This window comes from Streptomyces sp. H51 (assembly GCF_035656535.1).
In the GTDB taxonomy this organism is placed as follows: domain Bacteria; phylum Actinomycetota; class Actinomycetes; order Streptomycetales; family Streptomycetaceae; genus Streptomyces.
This window is the reverse complement of sequence record NZ_JAYMHD010000020.1, coordinates 60,721-80,946: the sequence shown is the minus strand read 5'-3', so window position 1 is coordinate 80,946 and position 20,226 is coordinate 60,721. Positions and strand designations below refer to the sequence as shown.

General features: G+C 74.8%; 19 protein-coding genes, 1 tRNA gene and 2 pseudogenes. 8 read left to right on the top strand and 14 right to left on the bottom strand.

What is annotated here, in order from left to right:
• Positions 1–15 precede the first annotated feature (15 nt).
• From VKA29_RS05020 to VKA29_RS04980, 9 genes and pseudogenes are all read right to left on the bottom strand, one after another.
• Positions 16–1,104 carry a GNAT family N-acetyltransferase gene (locus VKA29_RS05020; protein WP_324783951.1) on the bottom strand — a complete coding sequence of 363 codons (1,089 nt, stop codon included), beginning with the start codon at positions 1,102–1,104 and terminating at the stop codon, positions 16–18.
• Entirely contained in the window at positions 1,101–1,754 is a 654-nt protein-coding gene (locus tag VKA29_RS05015) for a lipopolysaccharide biosynthesis protein (RefSeq protein WP_324783950.1), read from the bottom strand. The genes VKA29_RS05020 and VKA29_RS05015 overlap by 4 nt, the downstream gene beginning before the upstream one ends.
• Complete coding sequence (locus VKA29_RS05010; protein WP_324783949.1) at positions 1,754–2,902, bottom strand: glycosyltransferase; 1,149 nt, start codon at positions 2,900–2,902, stop codon at positions 1,754–1,756. Before VKA29_RS05010 ends, VKA29_RS05015 begins: the two co-directional genes overlap by 1 nt.
• A gap of 1 nt (position 2,903) precedes the next feature.
• Positions 2,904–3,662 carry a polysaccharide deacetylase family protein gene (locus tag VKA29_RS05005; RefSeq protein ID WP_324783948.1) on the bottom strand — a complete coding sequence of 253 codons (759 nt, stop codon included), beginning with the start codon at positions 3,660–3,662 and terminating at the stop codon, positions 2,904–2,906.
• Complete coding sequence (locus VKA29_RS05000) at positions 3,646–5,505, bottom strand: lipid II flippase MurJ (protein WP_324783947.1); 1,860 nt, start codon at positions 5,503–5,505, stop codon at positions 3,646–3,648. Before VKA29_RS05000 ends, VKA29_RS05005 begins: the two co-directional genes overlap by 17 nt.
• Positions 5,502–6,893, bottom strand: coding sequence for an O-antigen ligase family protein (locus VKA29_RS04995; RefSeq protein ID WP_324783946.1), 1,392 nt, complete (start codon positions 6,891–6,893; stop codon positions 5,502–5,504). Before VKA29_RS04995 ends, VKA29_RS05000 begins: the two co-directional genes overlap by 4 nt.
• 4 nt (positions 6,894–6,897) lie before the next feature.
• The gene (locus VKA29_RS04990; protein WP_324783945.1) at positions 6,898–8,319 is read right to left on the bottom strand and encodes an exopolysaccharide biosynthesis polyprenyl glycosylphosphotransferase; all 1,422 of its coding nucleotides are present in this window, start codon (positions 8,317–8,319) and stop codon (positions 6,898–6,900) included.
• A gap of 685 nt (positions 8,320–9,004) precedes the next feature.
• A pseudogene (locus tag VKA29_RS04985) lies at positions 9,005–10,136 on the bottom strand (glycosyltransferase); the annotation flags it as partial.
• Between the two features lie 54 nt (positions 10,137–10,190).
• Positions 10,191–11,291 carry a DUF3344 domain-containing protein gene (locus VKA29_RS04980; protein WP_324783944.1) on the bottom strand — a complete coding sequence of 367 codons (1,101 nt, stop codon included), beginning with the start codon at positions 11,289–11,291 and terminating at the stop codon, positions 10,191–10,193.
• 284 nt (positions 11,292–11,575) lie between these two features.
• Between VKA29_RS04980 and VKA29_RS04975 the strand changes: the two genes are divergently transcribed.
• The 5 genes from VKA29_RS04975 (at position 11,576) to VKA29_RS04955 (ending at position 14,749) form a co-directional block, all read left to right on the top strand.
• Positions 11,576–11,815 carry a chaplin gene (locus VKA29_RS04975; protein ID WP_324783943.1) on the top strand — a complete coding sequence of 80 codons (240 nt, stop codon included), beginning with the start codon at positions 11,576–11,578 and terminating at the stop codon, positions 11,813–11,815.
• Between the two features lie 385 nt (positions 11,816–12,200).
• Positions 12,201–12,488, top strand: coding sequence for a hypothetical protein (locus VKA29_RS04970; protein WP_324783942.1), 288 nt, complete (start codon positions 12,201–12,203; stop codon positions 12,486–12,488).
• 153 nt (positions 12,489–12,641) lie between these two features.
• Positions 12,642–13,139 (top strand): DUF5949 family protein, encoded by a 498-nt coding sequence (locus VKA29_RS04965; RefSeq protein ID WP_324783941.1) that lies wholly within the window; start codon positions 12,642–12,644, stop codon positions 13,137–13,139.
• A 244-nt stretch (positions 13,140–13,383) separates the two neighbouring features.
• Positions 13,384–13,899 carry a tyrosinase cofactor gene (locus VKA29_RS04960; RefSeq protein ID WP_324783940.1) on the top strand — a complete coding sequence of 172 codons (516 nt, stop codon included), beginning with the start codon at positions 13,384–13,386 and terminating at the stop codon, positions 13,897–13,899.
• Positions 13,883–14,749, top strand: a complete 867-nt coding sequence (locus VKA29_RS04955; RefSeq protein ID WP_324783939.1) for a tyrosinase family protein — start codon at positions 13,883–13,885, stop codon at positions 14,747–14,749. The genes VKA29_RS04960 and VKA29_RS04955 overlap by 17 nt, the downstream gene beginning before the upstream one ends.
• Positions 14,750–14,879: 130 nt before the next feature.
• Here the strand turns inward: VKA29_RS04955 and VKA29_RS04950 are convergent, their stop codons facing one another.
• The 3 genes and pseudogenes from VKA29_RS04950 to VKA29_RS04940 all read right to left on the bottom strand — a co-directional run bounded on the left by VKA29_RS04950 (position 14,880) and on the right by VKA29_RS04940 (position 16,343).
• Positions 14,880–15,200, bottom strand: coding sequence for a chaplin (locus tag VKA29_RS04950; protein ID WP_324783938.1), 321 nt, complete (start codon positions 15,198–15,200; stop codon positions 14,880–14,882).
• Between the two features lie 167 nt (positions 15,201–15,367).
• Positions 15,368–15,832: pseudogene (locus VKA29_RS04945) on the bottom strand (NAD(P)-dependent oxidoreductase); the annotation flags it as partial.
• A gap of 28 nt (positions 15,833–15,860) precedes the next feature.
• Positions 15,861–16,343, bottom strand: a complete 483-nt coding sequence (locus tag VKA29_RS04940; RefSeq protein WP_324783937.1) for an SAM-dependent methyltransferase — start codon at positions 16,341–16,343, stop codon at positions 15,861–15,863.
• 117 nt (positions 16,344–16,460) lie between these two features.
• On the opposite strand from VKA29_RS04940, the gene VKA29_RS04935 reads away from it, so the two are divergent.
• From VKA29_RS04935 to VKA29_RS04925, 3 genes are all read left to right on the top strand, one after another.
• Positions 16,461–16,877: a hypothetical protein gene (locus VKA29_RS04935; protein ID WP_324783936.1), complete on the top strand. Its 417-nt coding sequence runs from the start codon at positions 16,461–16,463 to the stop codon at positions 16,875–16,877.
• 332 nt (positions 16,878–17,209) lie between these two features.
• Entirely contained in the window at positions 17,210–18,415 is a 1,206-nt protein-coding gene (locus tag VKA29_RS04930) for a cytochrome P450 (RefSeq protein WP_324783935.1), read from the top strand.
• Positions 18,416–18,544: 129 nt separating this feature from the next.
• Positions 18,545–19,201, top strand: a complete 657-nt coding sequence (locus VKA29_RS04925) for a TetR/AcrR family transcriptional regulator (protein ID WP_324783934.1) — start codon at positions 18,545–18,547, stop codon at positions 19,199–19,201.
• Between the two features lie 75 nt (positions 19,202–19,276).
• Here VKA29_RS04925 and VKA29_RS04920 read toward each other — a convergent pair whose 3' ends face one another.
• Together VKA29_RS04920 and VKA29_RS04915 are read right to left on the bottom strand one after the other, a co-directional pair.
• Positions 19,277–19,501: a hypothetical protein gene (locus tag VKA29_RS04920; protein ID WP_324783933.1), complete on the bottom strand. Its 225-nt coding sequence runs from the start codon at positions 19,499–19,501 to the stop codon at positions 19,277–19,279.
• 463 nt (positions 19,502–19,964) lie between these two features.
• Positions 19,965–20,040, bottom strand: a tRNA-Arg gene (locus tag VKA29_RS04915).
• Positions 20,041–20,226: the final 186 nt, after the last annotated feature.

The following is a 20,226-nucleotide window of genomic DNA, read 5'->3' as shown; positions in this document are numbered from 1 at the left end:
GTGGCGGCGGGACGGTCACGCCCCGCCGCCACCGCGTTCCCTCCACTTCCGCAGCAGCTGCCCGCCGCGGTGCCGGGCGGCGACCGCGCCGACGGCCGCCGCGAGCAGCGGGGCGGTGTGCGGGCGGGCCAGCAGCAGCCGCCGGTTGACGACCGGTACCGGGCGCCAGTGGTGCTTGTAGGGCTCGTCGCCGCGCAGCAGGCTCAGCGTGCCGGAACGGACGTGCTCGGTGCACGCGTCGAGCAGCATCACCGCCACGTCGGCCTTGCGCTGCCGCAGGCACGGATGGGCGCCGTACAGGTAGCCGCCGGTCAGCCGCCGCGACAGCAGCGTCAGGTCGACGGCCACCACGTCGTCGTCGAGCCGGAACTCGGTGACGACCGCGTCCCCGGCGCGCACCATCGGCTCGACCGCCCGCACGAGGTGCCGGGCGAACCGCGGCCGCAGGTGCTCGGCGGTCACCTTCCGGCCCTCCCACTGCAGCCGGTGCAGCTCCAGCAGCCGCCGCAGCGCCTTGTCCACCTCCTCCGGGCCGACGGCATGACGCTCGACGCCGAGCGCGGACAGCTTGCGCAGCTTGGCGCGCACCCGCTGGGCCTTCGCCGACGGCAGCCGGGCGACCAGCTCGTCCATCGGCACGCCGGGCAGCTCCAGGCACAGCGAGTCGCTCATCCGGTGCCGGGGCCCGCGCCAGCGCTCGTAGACCCGCTCGGCCGCGCCGCCGGGCCGCACCTCGCGCAGGTCGATCAGCGCCGTGCCGGCGCAGACCGCCAGGGCGTCGCCCAGCGCGGCGACGGCCGCCTCGCCGCGCTCGTCGTCGAGCAGCACGTCGCCGTAGTCGGAGATCGCCCCGCCGAGCGGCACCAGCGCGGGCACCGGGCGCCGGACGCGCATCAGCGGCGCGGCCGCCACCAGGTCCCCGCCGTCCCGCACCACGAGCAGCCGCAGCCGGCCGGGGCTGCCGTAGCAGCGCCACCAGGAGTGCAGCCAGGCGTGGCTCTGGAACGGGGTCGCCGACGCACACCGCCGGTACAGCCGGTCCCATTCCGGGGCGAGCCGCGCGAAGGCGGCCTCGTCGGTGACGAGCCGCGTCGTGTACGTCACAGCTGCCCGTGGGCGGCGACGGCGACGGCCGGACCGGGCACCGCGGCGGACCCTTCCCGCTGCCTCCACCCCTGCCGCGGCCGTACCAGCAGCACCAGCCCGCCCAGCAGTCCGCCCGCGCTCGCGCCCACCAGAGCCGTCACCGTCGCCGAGGGCGAGGAGGGCTCGGCCGGTTCGGTGGCGCGGGCGAACGACTCCAGCGTGACGTTGGTGTCGGCCTTGGTGTTCTGCGCCTGCCGGGTCACCGCCCGGGAGACGGCGTTGGCCATGTCGGCGGCCAGGTCGGGGCGGGTGGAGGTGGCCGTGATCGCGACCATCGGGGCGTCCGGCGAGGTCGCCGTCCGCACGCTCTCCTTCAGCGTCCGCACCGGCACCCCCGCCCACACCTGCGCGTCCCCGAGCACCGCCAGCTGGGTGGCGACCCGGCCGTAGGCCTGGGCGAAACCGAGCGCGGAGGCCGGGTCGGAGGTCTTCGTCGGCACGGCGACGACATAACTGGTGGCCGTGTAGGCGGGCGGCTCGGCGAGGCCGTAGGCGCCGCCGATCAGGCCGCCGGCGAGGACGCCGGCCGCGAGTACGGACCAGGGCGGCGGCGTCAGGCCGCGGAGGAACGCGACCGCGCGGCGCGTTCCGGCGGGATGGTCGGTCATCAGGAACTCGCTCCCAGGAGTGAGGGGGACAACGACGGGGACACCGTGGCCGTGTACACGTCCATCAGCCGTGCGGCGCTCCGGGTGATGCAGTAGTGGCGGGCCGCGTCGGGGGCGGCGCGCGGCCCCGGGTCCCGCGCGCGGGCCGCGGCCACGGCGGCGGCGAACTCCGCGGCGCCGCCCCGCACCCGGCGCGCGCCGGACGCCGCGTGCGGCGGCAGGTCCTCCAGCGCCGGGCAGGAGGCGTACAGCACCGGCAGCCCGGCCGCCAGCGCCTCGACGATCGCCAGGCCGAAGGCCTCCTCGGGGGACGGCGAGGCGAGCACGTCCATGGCGGACAGCAGCGAGGGCAGGTCCGGGCCGGGGCTGCCGTCGGGCAGGCAGGGACGCTCGCCGGTGAACAGCACCCGGTCGGCGACCCCCGCCTCGTGGGCGGTGCGCCGCAGGACGTTCTCCTCCGGCCCGCCGCCGACCAGCATCAGCCAGTGGTCGGGCGGCAGCTGCGCCAGCGCGCGGACCAGCACGCCGAAGCGCTTGCCCGCGGTGAGCCGGCCGATGCCGCCGACGACATGGGCGTCCTCCGGCAGCCCGAGACGCCGGCGGGTGCGGTGGCGCCGGGCCGGGTCGAAACGGAAGCGGGCCAGGTCGACGCCGTTGGGGACGACCTCGATGCGCGGGCCGGGCACGCCCCAGCGCCTGAGCCGCTCGGCGACCGTGGGGGAGACGGCGACGGTCCGGCGGCCGAGGCGCTCACTGGCCAGGTACAGCCCGCGCACCCCGGCACTGAGCCGGCGCCCCTCCATCTGCGAGTCGCCCAGCGAGTGCTCGGTGGCGACGATCGCGCGGACGCCCGCGAGCCGCGCCGCGAGCCGGCCGTAGACGCAGGCGCGGTAGAGGTGGGTGTGCACGAGGTCGTAACCGCCCTGGCGGATGAACCGCACCAGGCGCGGCAGCGCGGCCAGGTCGCGGTTGCCGGCCATGCCGAGGTGCACCACCCGCACCCCGTCGGCGGACAGCCCGTCGGCGACCGCGCCCGGGTTGGTCAGCGTCACGACGTCGCAGTCCACGGGCAGGTGCCGCAGCAGCAGCCGCAGCTGCTGTTCGGCGCCGCCGACGCCGAGCCCGGTGATGACGTGGAGGGCCCGCATCTCACAGCCCCCCGACGGGGCGGCGGCGCAGACGGTGCAGCCGGTGCTTGAGGAAGAGGCGCACGGCGGTGTCGTTCTGGCCGACGTGCACGCGGGGCAGGGCGTGCGGGCCGGTGAGCGGGCCGGGGTCGATGGCGCAGGCGTACGCGTATCCGGCGTCCCGCACGGCGGCCACCGCGCGCCGGTCGACGGTGCCGTACGGATAGCAGAAACCGGCGACCGGAGTGCCGGTCAGCTCCGCCAGCAGCGCGCGGCTGTCGCGGACCTCGGCGGTGAGGGTGGCGTCGTCCGCCCGGGTGAGGTCGACATGGGTGAGGCCGTGCGAGCCGATCTCCACGCCCGCGGCGGCCGCCTGCCGGATGCCGTCGGCGGTCAGCAGGGGCTTGCGCGGGCCCAGCGGGTCCCAGGCGTTGTCCCCGCCGAGCCGGCCGGGCAGGACGAACAGGGTGGCGCCGCAGTCGAAGCGCCTGAGCAGCGGCAGCGCCGCGTCGACGAAGTCGGCGTACCCGTCGTCGAAGGTCAGCCCGACCAGGCCGCGGCCCTGACCGCGGGCGCGGGCGGCCAGCAGGTCGGTCATGCCGACGCCGCGCAGTCCCCGCCGGCGCAGCCAGCGCAGCTGCGCCCGGAGCCGCTCGGGCGTCACCGTGATGCGGTACGGGTCGTCCGAGCAGTCGCCCACGGAGTGGTACATCGCCACCCACGGGACGGGTCCCGCGGCGAGGCGTCTGCCGGTGTCGGGGGAGTCAACGGGTACGGCCATCGGTGAGCCTCCGGGTGGCGGAACGGACGAGACGGAGCGCGGGTTCGATGCCCTGGACGTCCAGGGCCCGGCCGAGCAGGACGAAGACGCAGGCCACGACGGCCGCGCCGGTGACGAGTGCGGGCAGGGGCGAGTCGATGCCGTGCGCGGTGAGGGCGCCGGCCGCCGCGGCGGCCAGCGCGGCGCACACCGGCCTGCCGAGCCCGGCCAGCACCCGCCGGCCGCGGATCGGTACGCCCCGGGGGCCGCCGGCCGGGCCGGCCAGCAGCAGGGAGGCGGTGAGGGTGATGCCGGCCGCGTTGGCGGCGGCGATGCCGCACACGCCCCAGAACTCCACGGTCGCGGCGCCGAGACCCGAGGTCAGCAGGATCCCCGCGCCCATGGCGCCGGCCGGGTACCAGGTGGGACGGCCCGCCGAGAAGTACGAGCGGACCAGCACGCCGACCAGGGTCTGGCCGAGCAGGCCGAGCGCGTACACGCGCATCACGCCGGCCGTGGCCGCCGTGTCCCGCGCCGTGAACGCGCCGCGCTGAAAGAGGAGTTCGACGATCTGAGGGGCGCAGGCGAGCACCGTGGCGGTACCGAGCAGCACCAGGCAGGCGGCCAGCGCGACGTCCCGCTCCACCCGGTCGCGGGCCCGCCCGGTGTCGCCCTCGGCCAGGGCGCGGGCGACCACCGGGAAGGTCACCGTGCACAGCATCAGCGACAGCACCATGGGCATCTGGGCGACCTTCTGGGCGTAGTTCAGGTGCGAGATGGCCCCGGCCGGGAGGTGGGAGGCGAAGAAGCGTTCCACGAGCGTCTGGGACTGGCGGCACAGCGCGAAGAGCAGGACGGAGCCGACCAGGGCGAGGTCCATCGGACGCGGTTCGTCCGCCCCGGCACCCCCGTCCGACGCCTGCCCGCGCAACTGCCGCCACAGTGCCGGGAGTTGCGCGGCCACCATGAGACAGCCGCCCGCCGCGACCCCGGCCGCCGCCGAACGCACGCCCCAGCGCCCGCCGAGGACGAGCATCCCGGCGATGATGCCGGTGTTGTAGGCCACGTAGATCGTCGCCGGGGCCAGGAAACGGCGGTGCGCCCGCAGGGCCGCGCTGCAGTACCCGGCCAGGCCGAAGCTCAGCACGCAGGTCGCCGTCAGCCGGGTGCAGTCCACGGCGAGGGCGGGGTCGGGCAGGCCCGGGGCGAGGGCCCCGACCAGGTAGGGAGCGGTGCCGACGAGCAGCGCGGACACCGCGACCAGGGCCAGCGACAGGCGGGGCAGCGTGGCGGCGACCAGGGCGCGCACCGGGTCACCGGGAGCGCCCTGCGCGCGGCGGGCCAGGGCCAGGCTGAACGCCGGGATCAGCGCGAAGGCCAGCCCGTCCTCGATGAGCAGCGTGGAGGCGAACTCCGGCACCGTCCAGGCCACCAGGAACGCGTCCGTCTCACTGCCGGCCCCGAACAGCCGCGCCAGCGCCTGGTCCCGCACCAGCCCGAGCAGCGCCCCGGCGACCGACAGCGCGGCGGTGACCAGCGCGGCCTTGGCGAGGAAACGGCGGGAGACGTGGGAGCCGGAGACGGCCGGGGAAGCGGGGGAGACCTCGGAGGCGGGTGGATCCGGACGCGTCGGAGAGTCCGGAGAGCCGGCGCCCGGAGGGTCCGCGTAACCGGCGTCCGGAGAGTCTGGAGAGCCGGCGTCCGGAGAGTCGGGGGAGGTCAGCGGGGCCGGGGCGGCCTCCGGCCCCGCCCGGCCGGGGGCGTGGTGGCCGGCGGGGGCGGGGGTGGTGGCGGTGGCGGTGGCCGGGTCGGGGTCGTGCAGGGCGGTGGGGGTGCGCGGTGCGGGGGGCGGTGTCGGCGTCATCGGGCGGCCGCCTCCTCGGCCGGTGCCGGTGCCGGTGCCGGCGCCGGTGCCGGGGCCGGCACCGGCGCGTCCGGCGATTCCGGCGCGGTGCCGGCCGCGCCACCGTCGGCCAGCGCCCACCACGCCACCAGCCCGAAGCACACCGCCGTCAGCACCGTCGACGGCCCGCCGATGTCGGCGTACGCGAAGTCGACCAACTGCCAGACCAGCAGCCCGCACGCGACGAGGGCGCAGTCCAGCCCGCCGCCGTGTCCGCGCGCCCGCCGCAGTCCCCGCAGCCCGCACACCAGCAACGCCAGCCAGCTGCCGACCAGGGCGAGGACCCCGAGCAGGCCCTGTTCGGCCAGCACCAGCAGGTACATGTTGTGCGGGGACAGCAGCGGCTGCCTGCGGAACGCGGCCCCCGCGCCCTCCGTGTCGCTGGCCGACGACAGCGCCAGCGAGGCGTGCGCGTCCCGGTGGTCGGGGAAGCCCTTCAGCCCCACGCCGGTCAGCGGGTGCTCGCGCCACATGTCCACGGCCGCCGCCCACATGGTGTACCGGTCGACGACCGACTGGTCGGGCGCGTCGGTGACCTGCGCGATGCTGCCGATGCGCGCCTGCAGCGGCGTCGTACCGGCCCCGAACCCGCCCACCAGGACCACGCCCGCGGCGACCAGGGCCGCACCCACCCGCAGCGCACGGCGCAGCCCGGACAGCACGAGCAGCACACAACAGGTGACCGCCGTCGCGATCCACGCCCCCCGGCTGAAGGACAGCGCGAGCGGCAGGACCAGCGCCGCCGCGCACCCGGCCGCCGCCGCCCGCTGCCGCACCGGGCCCCGGCCCAGCGCCAGACCCAGCGCGGCCACCAGCCCGAAGGAGACGACCGTCGCCATGCCCATCACGTCCGTCGCCCCGAAGGTGCCCACGGCCCGGATGTCCTCGCCCTGGTAGGAGGCGCCGGTCCCGGTGACGTACTGGTGCACGCCGATCGCCCCCTGCCACCCGGCGAACCCCACCAGCGTCCAGGCCAGCAGCCGGAAGTCGCGCCGGCCGCGGATCAGCAGCAGGACGGCCGCCGGGACCAGCACGAAGACCTGGAGGTAGCGGCCGAGGCCGGTGATCCCGGCGTCGGCCGACGCGGCCCCCGCCGCGGCGACCGCGAGGCCGAGCACGGGCAGGCCCAGCACGACTCCGGCGGTACGCGTCAGGGGACGTCGGCGCTGCCGTACCAGACCGATCGCGCAGAGGGCGACCATCAGCCCGGAGAGCGCGTCGGCGGGACGGGCCCCGCCCTCGCCGCCCGGCCCGGACGGCAGCGCGAGCACGGCGATCACCGCCGGCACCGGCAGCAGGGGGGCCAGCGAGCGCACCCGGGGCAGGGAGAGGGGCAGGACCAGGCTCATCGGCTCAGCTCCCGGTGGGACGCACGATGGCGACAGCCGTGCGCAGCAGGATGCAGACGTCCTGCCACAGCGACCAGTTGTCGATGTAGGCGTTGTCGAAGCGGGCCCGGTCCTCGATCGAGGTGTCACCGCGCAGACCGTGGATCTGGGCGAGCCCGGTGATGCCGGCCCGCATGCGGTGGCGGGCCGCGTAGCCGGGGTAGGTCTCGGTGAACTGCGCGACGAAATAGGGACGTTCGGGGCGCGGGCCGACCAGGCTCATGTCGCCGAGGAAGACGTTCCACAGCTGGAGCAGTTCGTCCAGCGAGGTGCGCCGCAGGAACCGGCAGAACCACGACATGCGTTCCTCGCCCGCCACGCTCCACCGGGTCGCGGACTCGTGCTCGTCGGCCGGGCGGTGGGTGCGGAACTTCAGCAGCGTGAAGGGGCGGCCGTCCTTGCCGATGCGTTCCTGCCGGAAGACCACGCCGGGTCCCTCGCCGATCCGCAGCGCCACCGCGCACACCAGCAGCAGCGGGCTGACCAGCAGCAGCAGGGTCCCCGACACCGCCACGTCCAGCATCCGCTTGCCCACGTCGCCGCGCCGCCGCGAGCCGAGGTCGAGCCGTCGGCAGGCGAACCCGGCGAGCTGCTCCCGGCTCGGGTACGCCGGGGACTCCGCGTCGACCTCCCACACGGCGCATCCCGATGCGGCGAGCGCCACCAGCAGCGGCCCGTGCTGGGACCGCACCGACGGGTGCACGGTCAGGACGTCCCGCACGCCGTTCTGGATGAGGGCCCGCTGCACCTCCTCGCCCGTCGTGAGCACCGGCAGCCCGTCGGCGCCGTCGGACTCCTCGGCCACGATGCCCACCGGCCGCACCCCGCAGCCGGGGTTGCGCAGGACGGCGGTCGCCACCCGCCGCGCGGTCGGCGCCGGGCCGACCACCAGGGCGGCGTGCGGCCGGCGCAGCAGCGTGACGCGCCGCCGCCAGTGCACCAGACCGCGGCCCGCGCAGGCCACCGCCGACTGGAGCAGGAAGCCCAGCAGCAGGGTGCGCGCGGACAGCGCGTGCCACGGGGCGTACGCCGCCACGAGCGCCGCCGGCGTCGTCCAGGCCACCGCGATCCGGCCGCAGACGGCGGGCAGTTCGTCCAGGACGCCGGTCACCGGCCGCGGCGGGCGCGGGCGCAGCAGCAGCGTCCCGGCCAGCAGCAGGGCGGCGAGCAGCAGACGGTGCCGGGTGTCGGCGAGCACGGCCGCGCCGAGCCCCGCCGCCGCGAGGTCCACGGCGAGCAACGGCACGGGCGAGGCGGGCCGCTCCGACGCACGGCGGGCGGGAAGACGGGGGCCGGCGGCGCCGGGCGGCGGCAGCAGCGAGAGCGGGGAGGATCCCGGGTCCCGTGGCTGGCCACCGGGGGAGGGGACGGTGCTTTCCGCGGTCACGAGTGAATGGACTCCCTGCACTCGGTGGGCTCGACGCTGTGGGTCGTTCGGTTCGCGTGCGGGCCGTCCCGGCCCGCACCGGGCCCCACCCCTTCGGCGGCGGCTCCCGCCTGCTCGGCGGCGGCGCCCATTTGGTCGGCGGCGGCGCCCGCCTGCATGGCGCCGGCGCCCACTTGGCCGGCGGCGGCCCCCGCCTGCACGGGGGTGGGCGCTGCCTGCTCGCTTCCTGGCCGCGCCGCCTTGTCGCCGGGCTCCACCGACTGCGCCCGGTGCCCTGCTCCTTCGGCGGTGGGCGTCGCCTGTCGGGTGCCCGGTGTTGCCTGCCGTGTGCTGGGCCCGGCGGTCTCGGCCCGGTGCCCTGCTCTTTCGGCGGTGGGCGTCGCCTGTCGGGTGCCCGGTGTTGCCTGCCGTGTGCTGGGCCCGGCGGTCTCGGCCCGATGCCCTGCTCTTTCGGCGGTGGGCTCTGCCTGCTGGGCGCGGGACGTGGCCCTGTCGGGCCCGGGCCCTGTCGTCGCGGCGGTGGGCCCTGCCTGTCGGGGGCTGGGCCTCGCCGCCCCGGCGCCGGACCCGGCCCGCTCGGCGCTGGACCCGGTCCGTTCGGCGCTGGACCTGGCCCGCTCGGCGGCGGGCTTCATCAGCTCGGCGGCCGGCTTCGTCCGTTCGGCGGCGGGCTGAGTCCGTACGGCGGCGGGCGCGACTCCGAGGAGGTCGCGGTACACGTCCGTCACCGCTTCGGCCGCGTGCCGCACGTCGTGCGTGGACAGGACGTGCCGGCGCCCCCGCTCCCCGAGCGACTCGCGCAGCGGCGGGTCGAGCAGCAGCCCGGCGACCGCCCCGGCGAGCGCCGCCGGGTCCTCGGGGGGCACCAGGCAGCCGGACACGAGTTCCGGCGGCAGGCTCTCCCGGGCGCCGTCCACGTCCGTCATGACCACCGGCCGCCCGCACGCCATCGCCTCCAGCGGGGCGAGCGCCATGCCCTCCCAACGTGAGGGCAGCACGACCAGGTCGGCGGCCTGGTACCAGGGGACGGTGTCGGCGACGGCCCCGGCGAACAGCACGCAGGCGGGGGCGCGGGAGGCGAGCGACGCCCGGTCGGGACCGTCCCCGACGAGCGCCAGACGGGCGTCCGGCACCCGCTTCCGCACGGCGTGCCACGCGTCGAGCAGGACGTCCTGGCCCTTCTGCCGGCACAGCCGCCCGACACACACGACGAGCGGGGCCGCCGGATCGACGCCCGGCAGGAGCCCGGCGCGCACGGTGCCCACGGCGGCCGGACGCCACCGCCGCGGGTCGATCCCGTTCGGCACCACGCTCCACCGGGCGGCGACCCCGGCGCGTACCCCGGTCGCACGCTCCGCGTCGCTCACGCACACCACCCGGGAGGCCCAACGCGCCCCCCAGCGCTCCCACTTCAGCGCGAGCGCCGCGGTGATCCCGCCGACCGCCTCGAACGACCAGGCGTGCGGCTGGAACACCGTCGGGATCCGCCCGCGCACCGCGAGCCGTCCGGCCAGTCCCGCCTTCGCGCTGTGCGCGTGCAGCAGATGCGGCCGCACGTCCTCGATCAGGCGGGACAGCCGCCGTACCTCGCGGCCGAGGGACGGCCCCGGCGAGCGGGTCGCCTGCCAGCGCCGTACGTCGGCGCCCAGCGAGGCCAGCCCGGCGGCGAGCGGACTGTCGGGACAGGCGACGGTGACGTGCAGGCCGGCCGCGAGCTGGGCCCGCGCCAGGTCCGTCACTACCCGGGCGACCCCGCCGTCCACCGGCTGGGTGACGTGCAGGACCCGGGTCCGCGGGGCGGTTGCTGACAGGTGCATTGCGCGAATACCTCGCTCACGGGTGGCGCCGGGGGCTGCGGGCGGGAACGCGCCTCACCGCGGTGCGTCGACGGCGGCGAAGAGCACGCCCGCCCACACCACGTCCCGCGGGGAGCGAAGCCGGAAGGCGAGCCCGTCACCGCCGGGCCGCAGAGCCTTCCCGAGATCGAACACGTCGGAGTCGTAGCCGAGGGTGTTGGCGTACGACGGCACGCGCGTCGACCGGACCGCGGCCGGCTCGGAGATCGTCGAGTTCAGCACGTCCTCGCGCGGGTTGGCGGCGTCCGTCAGCGGCGTGGCCGGCGAGCGGCCGGCCGTCACGGTCAGGGTGTCGCCGGTGATGCCGCGGTCGCCGTCGTAGGCGACGAGTCCGGCCCGGCCGGAGGCGTTCTTCGCGAACTTCATGTCGCGCAGCCGGATCTCCCGGCCGGCCTTCGGGTCCAGCGGCTCGAAGCCGTCCCACAGGGCGAGCCGGCGCAGCGGCTCCGCCGGGTTCTCGTACGCCACCACCAGCGTCCAGCCGCCCCACGCCCCGGCCGACGACTTCCCCATGGCCGTGTTGACCTGGGCCACGGTCCACAGGCCCGAGCCGCTGTCCCGGACCAGCCGGGTGACGTCCGCCGAGGCCTGGAAGGCGTCCGCGCCCCGGGCCACCCGGTGGCCGACGACCGAGTCGGCGAGCACCTCCTTGTACTCGCCGCCGGGCTCGGCGATCAGCACCCGTCCGTTGTCCTCGGGCGGCTTCTGCTCGCCCACCCGGAGGTTGCCGCCCCAGTACAGGCGCGCGTACGACACCCGGGCGCCCTGCGGCAGGCGGACCTCGGCGCTGGAGGAGTTGTAGGTGTTCGGGTCGCTGTCGATGTCGACGTAGAACATGTCGAAGTCGCCGTTGACCGCGGTGGCGCCCTCGCGGACCGCCGGACAGTCGGGCTCGGCGGCCGGGGGAGTCACGGCGCGGCAGCTGATGGTCGCGTTGGCCGCGCGGACGATGCCGCCGTGCTGCACCGCGCGGTACCGCTCGGTGAACGCCAGCCGTTCGGCCTCGGGGGCGGGGGGTGCGGTCGGCGCGGCGGCGCAGACGGGAGCGCACAGCGCTCCGAGGGCGAGAACGCCCACCGTCGCACGGCGCAGCAGCGGACCCGGGGAATTGCGCATGACCGGCATGGCCCTTTCGGGATTCGTGGAACTCGGGAAAGTCGAGTGCGAAGTGCGGGCTACAGGGATGCGTGGGGAGGCCGGCGACTCGTGGACGAGGCCAGCGACCCCAGTCATTATGCGTATAAACCCGTTCAAACCCGACAATTATGTCGTAGGGGTTGAGTCCGGCCTTCGGTCAGATCACTCGTTCGGCGGCACAACCCGCCCGGCGGGCCGGGCGTTGACATCGTGTCGGGCACGTCCGCCCGGATGTCTGCGTCAATCCCAAGGAGCACCTCTCCATGTCCCGTATCGCGAAGGGCCTGGTCCTCACCTCCGCCGCCGTCGCGGCCGTCGCCGGCACCGCCGGTATCGCCTCCGCCGACTCCGAGGCGCAGGGCGCCGCGCTGCACTCCCCGGGCTTCCTGTCGGGCAACCTGGTGCAGCACCCGCACCACACGCAGCTCAACTTCTGTGGCAACACCGGTCACTTCACCGGTGTGCTGAACCCCGCGTTCGGCAACAAGTGCTTCAACGGCTGACGCCGACGCCTGCTGTCGCGCGCGCCGCACGGCGCGCCACGCCTGGCCGGCCGCCCGCCCGATCAGCATCGGGAGGGCGGCCGGTGTGCGTCGTGCACGGGCGGATGCCGACGCGCCGATACCGGACGGGCCGTCAGGCCACTACCGGACGGGGCGTCAGGCCGTCATCGAGCGGGGCTCAGGCCGTCACCGGACGGGGCGTCAGGCCGTTACCGGACGGGGCGCGACGCCGTTACCGGACGGGCGTCACGCCTTTGACGTGGGCCGCTCGTTCGAGTGGACCGCGGGAAGTCTCCCTGTACGGGGTTTCCGACGTGGCCGGGAGTCGTTAGGCATGGCGCCACCGTTCCCGCCGGCGCCGTGTGTCGCCGAAGAGAGGATCCCGATGAAGTCCCTGAAAGCCGCCGCCGTCGTCGCCGGTACCCTCGCCCTCGCCGGCGCCACCGCGCCCGCGTACGCCCAGGACGCCGCCGACATGACGCCCACCAGCCTCAACGGTGCGGTGAACACGCTCACCAAGGGCCGCATCGACCCCGTCGACGCGACGCCGCTGCACCACCGGTCGAACGCCCTGAACACCGAGAACAAGGACTCCGTGCTCCACACCGTACGGTCCACCACGAACACGCTGAACGACAAGGGACTCCTCGGTGGTCTCCCCCTGGGGCGCTGACGCGCCGCCCCGCCGGCCCCTCGTCCGCGGGGACGCGGAGCGCGCCGTCGCCGGGCCGTTCGCGACGTGCCCCGCCGGCTCTGGCTCCGGGGCGCGCTCCGGGTCCGGGCCCCGCTCCGGGGCCGGGGCCGGACCGGGCGGCAGGGGAGCGCGGTGACCCCGGCCCCCCGCGAGAACCGCGCCTCCGGTGCGGCCGATCCGGGCACGCTCGTGGTGATGGCCTGGAGCGCCGAGGCTCCGGACGGCGACATGCCCTACCTGCTCGCCTACTCCCTCGGAGACGTCCCGGACGGCCCCGAGGCCGCGACGGCCGCCGTCGAGCGACTGCTGGAGGACAACGGCCTGCCCGCCGACGGTGACGTCGTCGACGGCGCCGCCCGACCGGACCTGCCGGTCGGCCTGTTCGTCGACGGCGACCAGGCCGTCGTCACCATGGTCGGCTTCAGCGCCCGGTGCCTGCCGCCGCCGGAGTGGCTCGCCGCGGTCGCCGAACGCGGCTACGCCTACTTCCTGTTCACCACGCGCCCCTGGCCCCGGGCCCAGCCCGGCAAGGCCGTCGCACCCGAGGCGCTGGCCGCGTTCGCCGGCGCCGAGGAAACCCTGAACGCGGCGGCCCACGTCGTCCTGCCCGCCCGCGACCCGCATGACTGAGGGCGGCCGACGGCGGGTGACCGGCGGCGACCTCCCGGCGACACCGGCAGCGTCGGCCTGCCGGATGTGAAGGTCCCCCGGACGGACTTCGTCCCCCCGCCCTGCAGCCGACGCCGGCCGCCGAACCGGGCCTGCGCCGGGGCCGGTAGCCGCACCGGGTCACTCCCGCGGCCGTTCGACGGTGACCGCGCGGGGCCATCGACGGTTACCGCTGTGGACACGTGAAACGGACGAGGAGCGAGCCATGGTCGTCGGCGTCGGCGAAGTACCGGCGGGGAACCGCCCCGCAGCGGAGGAGCGGGCGAGAGGCGGGCCCGACGGCGGCACCCGGCGGGAGGTGCTGCGCGGCCTCCTCGCCCCGGCCGCGGTCCTCACGCTGGCCCCCGCCGTCGCCGCCTCCCGGCCCCCGCACACACGACCGGGCCCCGAAGAGCCCGACGCGACCCTGTTCGACGAGACGTACCGGGGTCGCCGTATCCGCGGCGTCAGAACCCCGCTCGCCGCGGCCGCCGGCGGTGGCCGCGGCGACACCGCCGAGTGGCAGGTGACCGTGGACGGCCGCCCGCTGCACCTGATGCGCCGCGCCGACGGGACCTGGCTGAGCATGGTCGACCACTACCGCTCATACCCCACCCCCCTCGACGCGGCCCGCGGGGCCGTCGACGAACTAGGCCCCGGGGAGCGGCTGCGCGACCTGGCGCCGGGGCCGATCAGCGAGGGTCACCCGCACCCGGGGGACGGTCATGGCGTACGTGCGTAAGGACGTCAGCACGCTCACGCCCGACGAGCGCCGACGGTTCGTGCGGGCCCTGCTGGAGATCAAACGACGGGGAGAGTACGACGAGTTCGTGCGGACGCACCTCGAGTACTACACCGCCGACGGCGAGGACGGCCTGCGCACCGCCCACATGGCCCCCTCCTTCCTGCCCTGGCACCGCATGTTCCTGCTCGAACTGGAGCGGGCCCTGCGCCGGGTGGACCCGTCGGTCACGGTGCCGTACTGGGACTGGACCCGCGACCGCACGAAGCGGTCGGTGCCCTGGACCGCGGACCTCCTCGGCGGCGACGGACGCCGTTCGGACCGCCGGGTGACGACCGGGCCGTTCGCCTACGCCGAGGGCAACTGGACCCTCACGGAGGGCGTGACCGACGGCGCGTTCCTCACCCGGGACCTCGGACGCGCCCGCGACCCGATGGAACTGCCGACCAGCAGTGAGCTGGCACGGGCGCTCGACGACCCGCTCTACGACACCGCCCCCTGGAACTCCACCGTCACCAGTGGGTTCCGCAACAAGCTGGAGGGGTGGGGGACCGGCCGGGGCAGCGCCTCCTGGCGCAACCACAACCGCGTGCACCGGTGGGTGGGCGGGGTCATGCTGGGCGGCGCCTCCGTCAACGATCCCGTCTTCTGGCTGCACCACGCCTTCGTCGACCTGCAGTGGACCCGCTGGCAGCGCCGTCACCCCGGCGCCCGCTACCTGCCGGCCGCGCCGCCCGGGCCCGGCGACGCACAGCACGAGCGGGTCGTCGCCCGCGACCAGAGGATGCCGCCGTGGGACGTCACGCCGGAGGAACTGGAGGACGTCAGCGGGATCTACCGGTACGCGTGAGGCGTGGTGCGGCGCGCCTGCCGTGCGGATGGGGGCGCGCCTGGGAACGGGCGGAGCCCCGGCGCTCGAGGTGCCGGGGCTCCGGGTGCGCGCGGACGGAACCGTGCGCGGGGGGCGGGCGGTGCGTACGTCAGCCGCCGTAGCCGTTGCTGCCGTCCTTGTGCTCCTTGTGGTCCTTGCGCTCCTTGTGGTCCTTGTGCTTCTCGTGGCGGCCGCCGTCGTTGACGCAGACCTGGCCGAAGGCCGGGTTGAGCAGGCCGCCGCCGAGGGTGTTCCCGCAGAAGTTGATCTGGGTGTCGACGGGTGCCTGAATGACGTTCCCGGACAGCACGCCGCCGGAACCGACGGCCGCGCCTTCGGCACCGGCGTCCGCCATGGCGAGGCCGGTCCCGCTGAGGACCACGGCGCCCGTGCCGAGCGCGACAGCGGCTGCCTTCGCGATGCGAGACATCACGTTCTCCTTATGACTCGGTAAGTGCGCCGGCACCTCTCGCCGCCGCACTTCCCGTTCAACGCCGCCGCTGACGGGTGGTCACGCCCTTTCACGCCGCGTCACCCCTTTCGGCCTCGGGGCGGGGCCGGGGGACGGGGAAGAGGGGAGGACAGGGACCGTCGCGGTCAGCCGAGCCGCCGTACCGGCGCCCCGTCCAGGAAGGCCCGGGTGTCCTCCACGGCCTGGCCGTAGTACGTCTCGTAGTTCGCGCGCGAGACACAACCCAGGTGAGGAGTCGCGAGCAGGCGCGGTGCGGTGCGCATCGGGTGGCCGGCGGGCAGGGGCTCGGTGTCGAAGACGTCCACGCCGGCGCCGGCGATGCGGCCCTCGTGCAGGGCGGCCGGCAGCGCGCTGTGGTCGACGATCGCGGCACGCGAGGTGTTGACCGGATGAGCGGTGGGTTTCATGAGAGCCGGCTCGGCGGGACCGAGCAGGCCACGGGTGCCGTCGCCGAGGACGAGGTGCACGGAGACGAAGTCACCGGCAGCCAGCAACTCCTCCAGGGATGCGGCCGGTTCGACTCCGACCTGGTCGGCACGCTCGTGGGTGAGATGCCGGCTCCAGGCGCTGACGCGCATGCCGAAGGCGAGTCTCCGATGCACCTCGGCCGTCCGGACGTCAGTAATAGTCGCGCATCAGCTCGGTGGCCCAGCCGGGCTGGCTGGTGGGGCCCTGGGGGCCGAACTCGGCCATGTACGGCTTGACGTCGAGCACGGGCGAGCCGTCGACGGCGTCCAATCCCTGGACGTGCAGGTCGAGTCCGGTCACGCGCAACAGGCGGCAGCGGGAGACGCCGAGGCGGTTGGGGCGGTTCTTGCCGCGCTGGGCGAAGATGCCGACGGCGGGCCAGTCGGCGTTGCCGCGCGGATGGCGGGCGCCGGTCTCGATCCGGTCCGGCGCCACGCGGTCGAAGTGGTAGACGACCTCGAGGTGGGAGAACGCGTCCAGACCGGCGACCGCGTCCGGGCCGAAGCGGTCGGCGTCCAGCCGGACGACGGACCTCACCTCTCCCCACTCGTCGTCCCGGACCTCTTCCCGCCCCCCGATCACCCACCCGACGGGACGCACGACCAGCTCGGCGGGAGTGCTGCTCACGGGCATACGGCACGCCTTTCGTCGCGGGGAACGCGGGCCGGGACCACCCGGGCCGGGGCCACCCGGGCGGGGACCACCCGGGCCGGGACCACCCGCCCACGGTACCGAGCCGGTGACGGAGGCGTGGCCCGTCCGGCCGAGGCGGACACAGCGATCGTCACGCCCACGGACCGGCGCCCGGCCAAATGCGCCGGGCAGGGACCGGCCGACCGCGCCATGGGCTTCCGGCTGCACAGGATCTTCCCGAGCTTCCCGACCCACGGGGGCTGGGAGTCGATGGCCGTGCACGTCGTGCTGCGGTACGGCTCCAGGGCCGACGCCGAGGCACTGCTCCCGGTGTTCCTCGACGCCCCCGCGCAACGGGACCACCTGGTACCCGTCTTCGCCCGGCACGGCATCGACACGTTCGCCGCCCTGCTGGGGCACCGGACGGACCGGGACTGGCTCGGCCTGCGCATGGCACCGACCCGGAGGAGAGCAGCGAGGCGCTGTGCCGCCTCCTCTTCGCCTGGCCGACGCCGTCCGTCAACGACTCCCTGACCGGTCGGCCCACCGCGTGCTCGATCCCGGCGACCCGCTGATCGCCGGACTGCACCACCTGGAGACGCTCCTCCTGCGCGAGGCACGCCACGAACCGGAACTCCGCACGATCACCTCGAACCGACCCCTCCGCCGCCACCAGGCCCTCCCCGGCAGACCACCCGCCCCCGCCCCCGCTGCCGGGGCTCGGTGACACGCGTCCCCGAAACCGGCACGGCGCTCCGGCCCGCACCGGGATATCAGCCGAAACGAGGACCACTCCCCGTTTCATGTTACGGTCGTGCCCATGTCCAATCGGGGAGGGGTCCCCACTTCGTTCCAAGGAGTCGCCGATGCACACACAGCACCCCACCGTCCGGCTCGCCGACCTCACCGACGACTTCACCGTCGACCCCTACTCAGCCTTCGCCGCGCTGCGCTCCCGCGGGCCTGTCCACCACGTGCGTTTCCCCACCGGGGACGAGTCGTGGCTGGTGCTCGGGTATGAGGAAGTGCGCGGCGCGTTCGCCGACCCGAGGCTGCGCAACGACGTGCGGCACTCCGCCGACTTCGAGGACGACGGGCTGTACGCCGTGGGGCGCAACATGCTCCAGGTCGATCCGCCCGATCACACTCGGCTGCGGACGCTGGTGGCGCGTGAGTTCACCGCCCGCCGCGTCCAGGCGCTGCGGCCGCGCATCCAGGAGGCGGCCGGTGCGCTCCTGGACGCCGTGACCGCCGACGGCCGTGCCGATCTCGTGGCCGCGTACGCCTATCCGCTGCCGCTCACCATCATCTGCGAGCTGCTCGGCGTACCGGACGTGGACCGGGCTGCCTTCCGGGCGTGGTCCACGAAGGTCGTCGCACTCGATGAAGCGGAGCAGTCCGCCCGCGCCGCGCAGGAGATGGCCGTGTACCTCGCGGGGCTGGCGGAGGAGAAACGGCGGCTGCGGGACGCGGCGGAGAGCGATCTGCTGCACGCCCTGGTCCGCACCCACGACGGCGACGGCACCGACCGGCTCACCCCGGAGGAACTGCTCGGCATGGCCTTCCTGCTGCTCGTCGCAGGGCACGAGACCACCGTGAACCTCATCGCCAACTCCGTCCACCTGCTGCTCTCCCACCCCGCGCAGCTCGCCGCCCTGCGCGCCGACCCCGAGTTGCTGCAAGGCGCCGTGGAGGAGACGCTCCGCTTCGAGTCGCCCGTGCCGGCGGGCACCTACCGTTACACCGCTGAACCGGTCACCCTCGGCGGCGCCCGGATACCGGCGGGTGCGCGTGTCGTGCTCTCCATCGCCGCCGCGAACCGCGACCCCGCGCGCTTCCCCGACCCCGAACGTTTCGACATCCGCCGCGATCCGGCCGCGACCCGCGCCCACCTCGCCTTCGGCCACGGCCTGCACCACTGTCTGGGCGCCCCGCTGGCCCGCCTGGAGGCGACCCTGGCCCTGCGCGTCCTGCTGGACCGATTCCCCCGCCTGGCCTTCGACGGCGACGGCACACCGCAGTGGCGCACCAGTCTCATGCGGAGCCTGCGAGAGCTGCCGGTGCGCTGGTGAACACGAGCCCGCTCCCTCGAAAACGGCGGGCGGAACGATCCCCGTCCGCTCGATCGGAGTAGCATCCGTACCGGGGAGCGCTCTCCGTTCTCCCCGGTACGGCGGTGAGGCGGAGAAGGAGAAGGCACGATGGGCGCTCACGCGTCGACGGGGCGTCGCGACGCGTTGCGCAACCGGAAGCTGCTGACGCAGACCGCCCGCGAGGTCTTCGCCGAACAGGGGCTGGACGCTCCGCTCGACGTCATCGCGCGGCGCGCAGGCGTGGGCAACGCCACCCTCTACCGCCACTTCCCGACCCGCGCCGCGCTGGTGGACGAGGTCTTTCGGGACGGTCTCACCGAGACCATGGCCGCCGGCGCGCGAGCACGTGCCGCCGAGGACGCGTGGACAGGTCTGACGCAGTACCTGCACACCGTGTTCTCGGCACTTGCCGCCGACCGTGGCACCAACGACCTCATGACCACGGGCCTGGAAGGCGTGACCTCTCTGGAGGCCGTCCACGCCCATAACCGCGCCACCATCACGGACCTGCTCCGCCGCGGCCAGGCGCAGGGCACCGTCCGCCCGGACCTCACCCCCGAGGACGTCCTCCTCGCCCTCGCGGCGCTGGGCCGGGTCGTACCTGCCCTGAACGCCGTCGCCGCGGACTACTGGACCCGCCCGCTCACCCTGCTCCTCGACAGCTTCCGCGCCCACCCCACCGCGCCCGCCCTGCCCGAACCGCCCCTGACCTCCACCGAGCTCGGCACCGTACTCCTCGAACTCGGCCCGCACCGAAGCCATTGAGAGGGCGCCCCCTCCGGCACGGCCAGCCGCACATCGCTGCCGCACCGCACCGCACCGGCGCTGGGGCCGGGGCCCCTACTTGCTGCGCCTCTCTGCCTTCCTGTTCCGAAGAAGGTATACGGCTCCAGTCATCCAGCTCAGGAAGAGCAGGCCGACAGCGGACTCGAGCATCTGGACCCAGCGGTCGCCGTCGGTGATCAACTCGGCGAGGTAGATGCCTGCGTCAAGGCTCCCCATCGCGAAGAACAACACCGAGCTCCTACCAAGCGACCTTCCCGTCTTGCCGACTCCTGCCGCCACCTGGCCACTTTGCATGCCGCTCATGATGACTGAGATCGCGCCGCAGAGCCATAACCCGCCAACTGCCGCGACCACGATGGGCGTCCCGCACGAACAGCCCCCTGACGAAGTGGCTCAACGACGGCATACCGCCCGCCCCGGTGGCGGAGTGGGCCGGTAACGGCGTCGTTGTGCTCCTCGCCACGTACGCACGGTGCGTCGACGGGCAGCTGCCGGATCTCAGGCGACGCCCGGAAGCCGCGGGCGACCTCCCGGAGGCGAAGGTGCCGGACACCGGCTGATCTTCGACCGGTCGAGAACTTCGACACGTATTCGACACGGCCACCCGCGAAAACCCGGTGACAGCCGGACAGTCACGGAGTCTGCCCTTGATCATCAAGAGGGACTCCGGAGCTGGCTTCGTCGTGGTCAGTGAAACCCGCTCTGACCAGCAAAAAGCCCTCCCTGACGGGAGGGCGGAGACTGGCGCCCCCGGCAGGACTCGAACCTGCGGCCAAGCGCTTAGAAGGCGCCTGCTCTATCCACTGAGCTACGGGGGCCGGGTGTGGTGGCCTCTGTCGTGGTGCCCGGGTCTGGGCCGTTCCGTGACGTTGCCGGGGACAAGGATAGGGCTCCCGCATCCTTGTCCCTGTTGCTTCGCCTCCGTGGCTCAATGTGGAGGTTCGGTGAAGCGGTCCTGATAATCGCAGGCAGGTACGAATCGTGCATCGCTTTTGGCGTCTCGC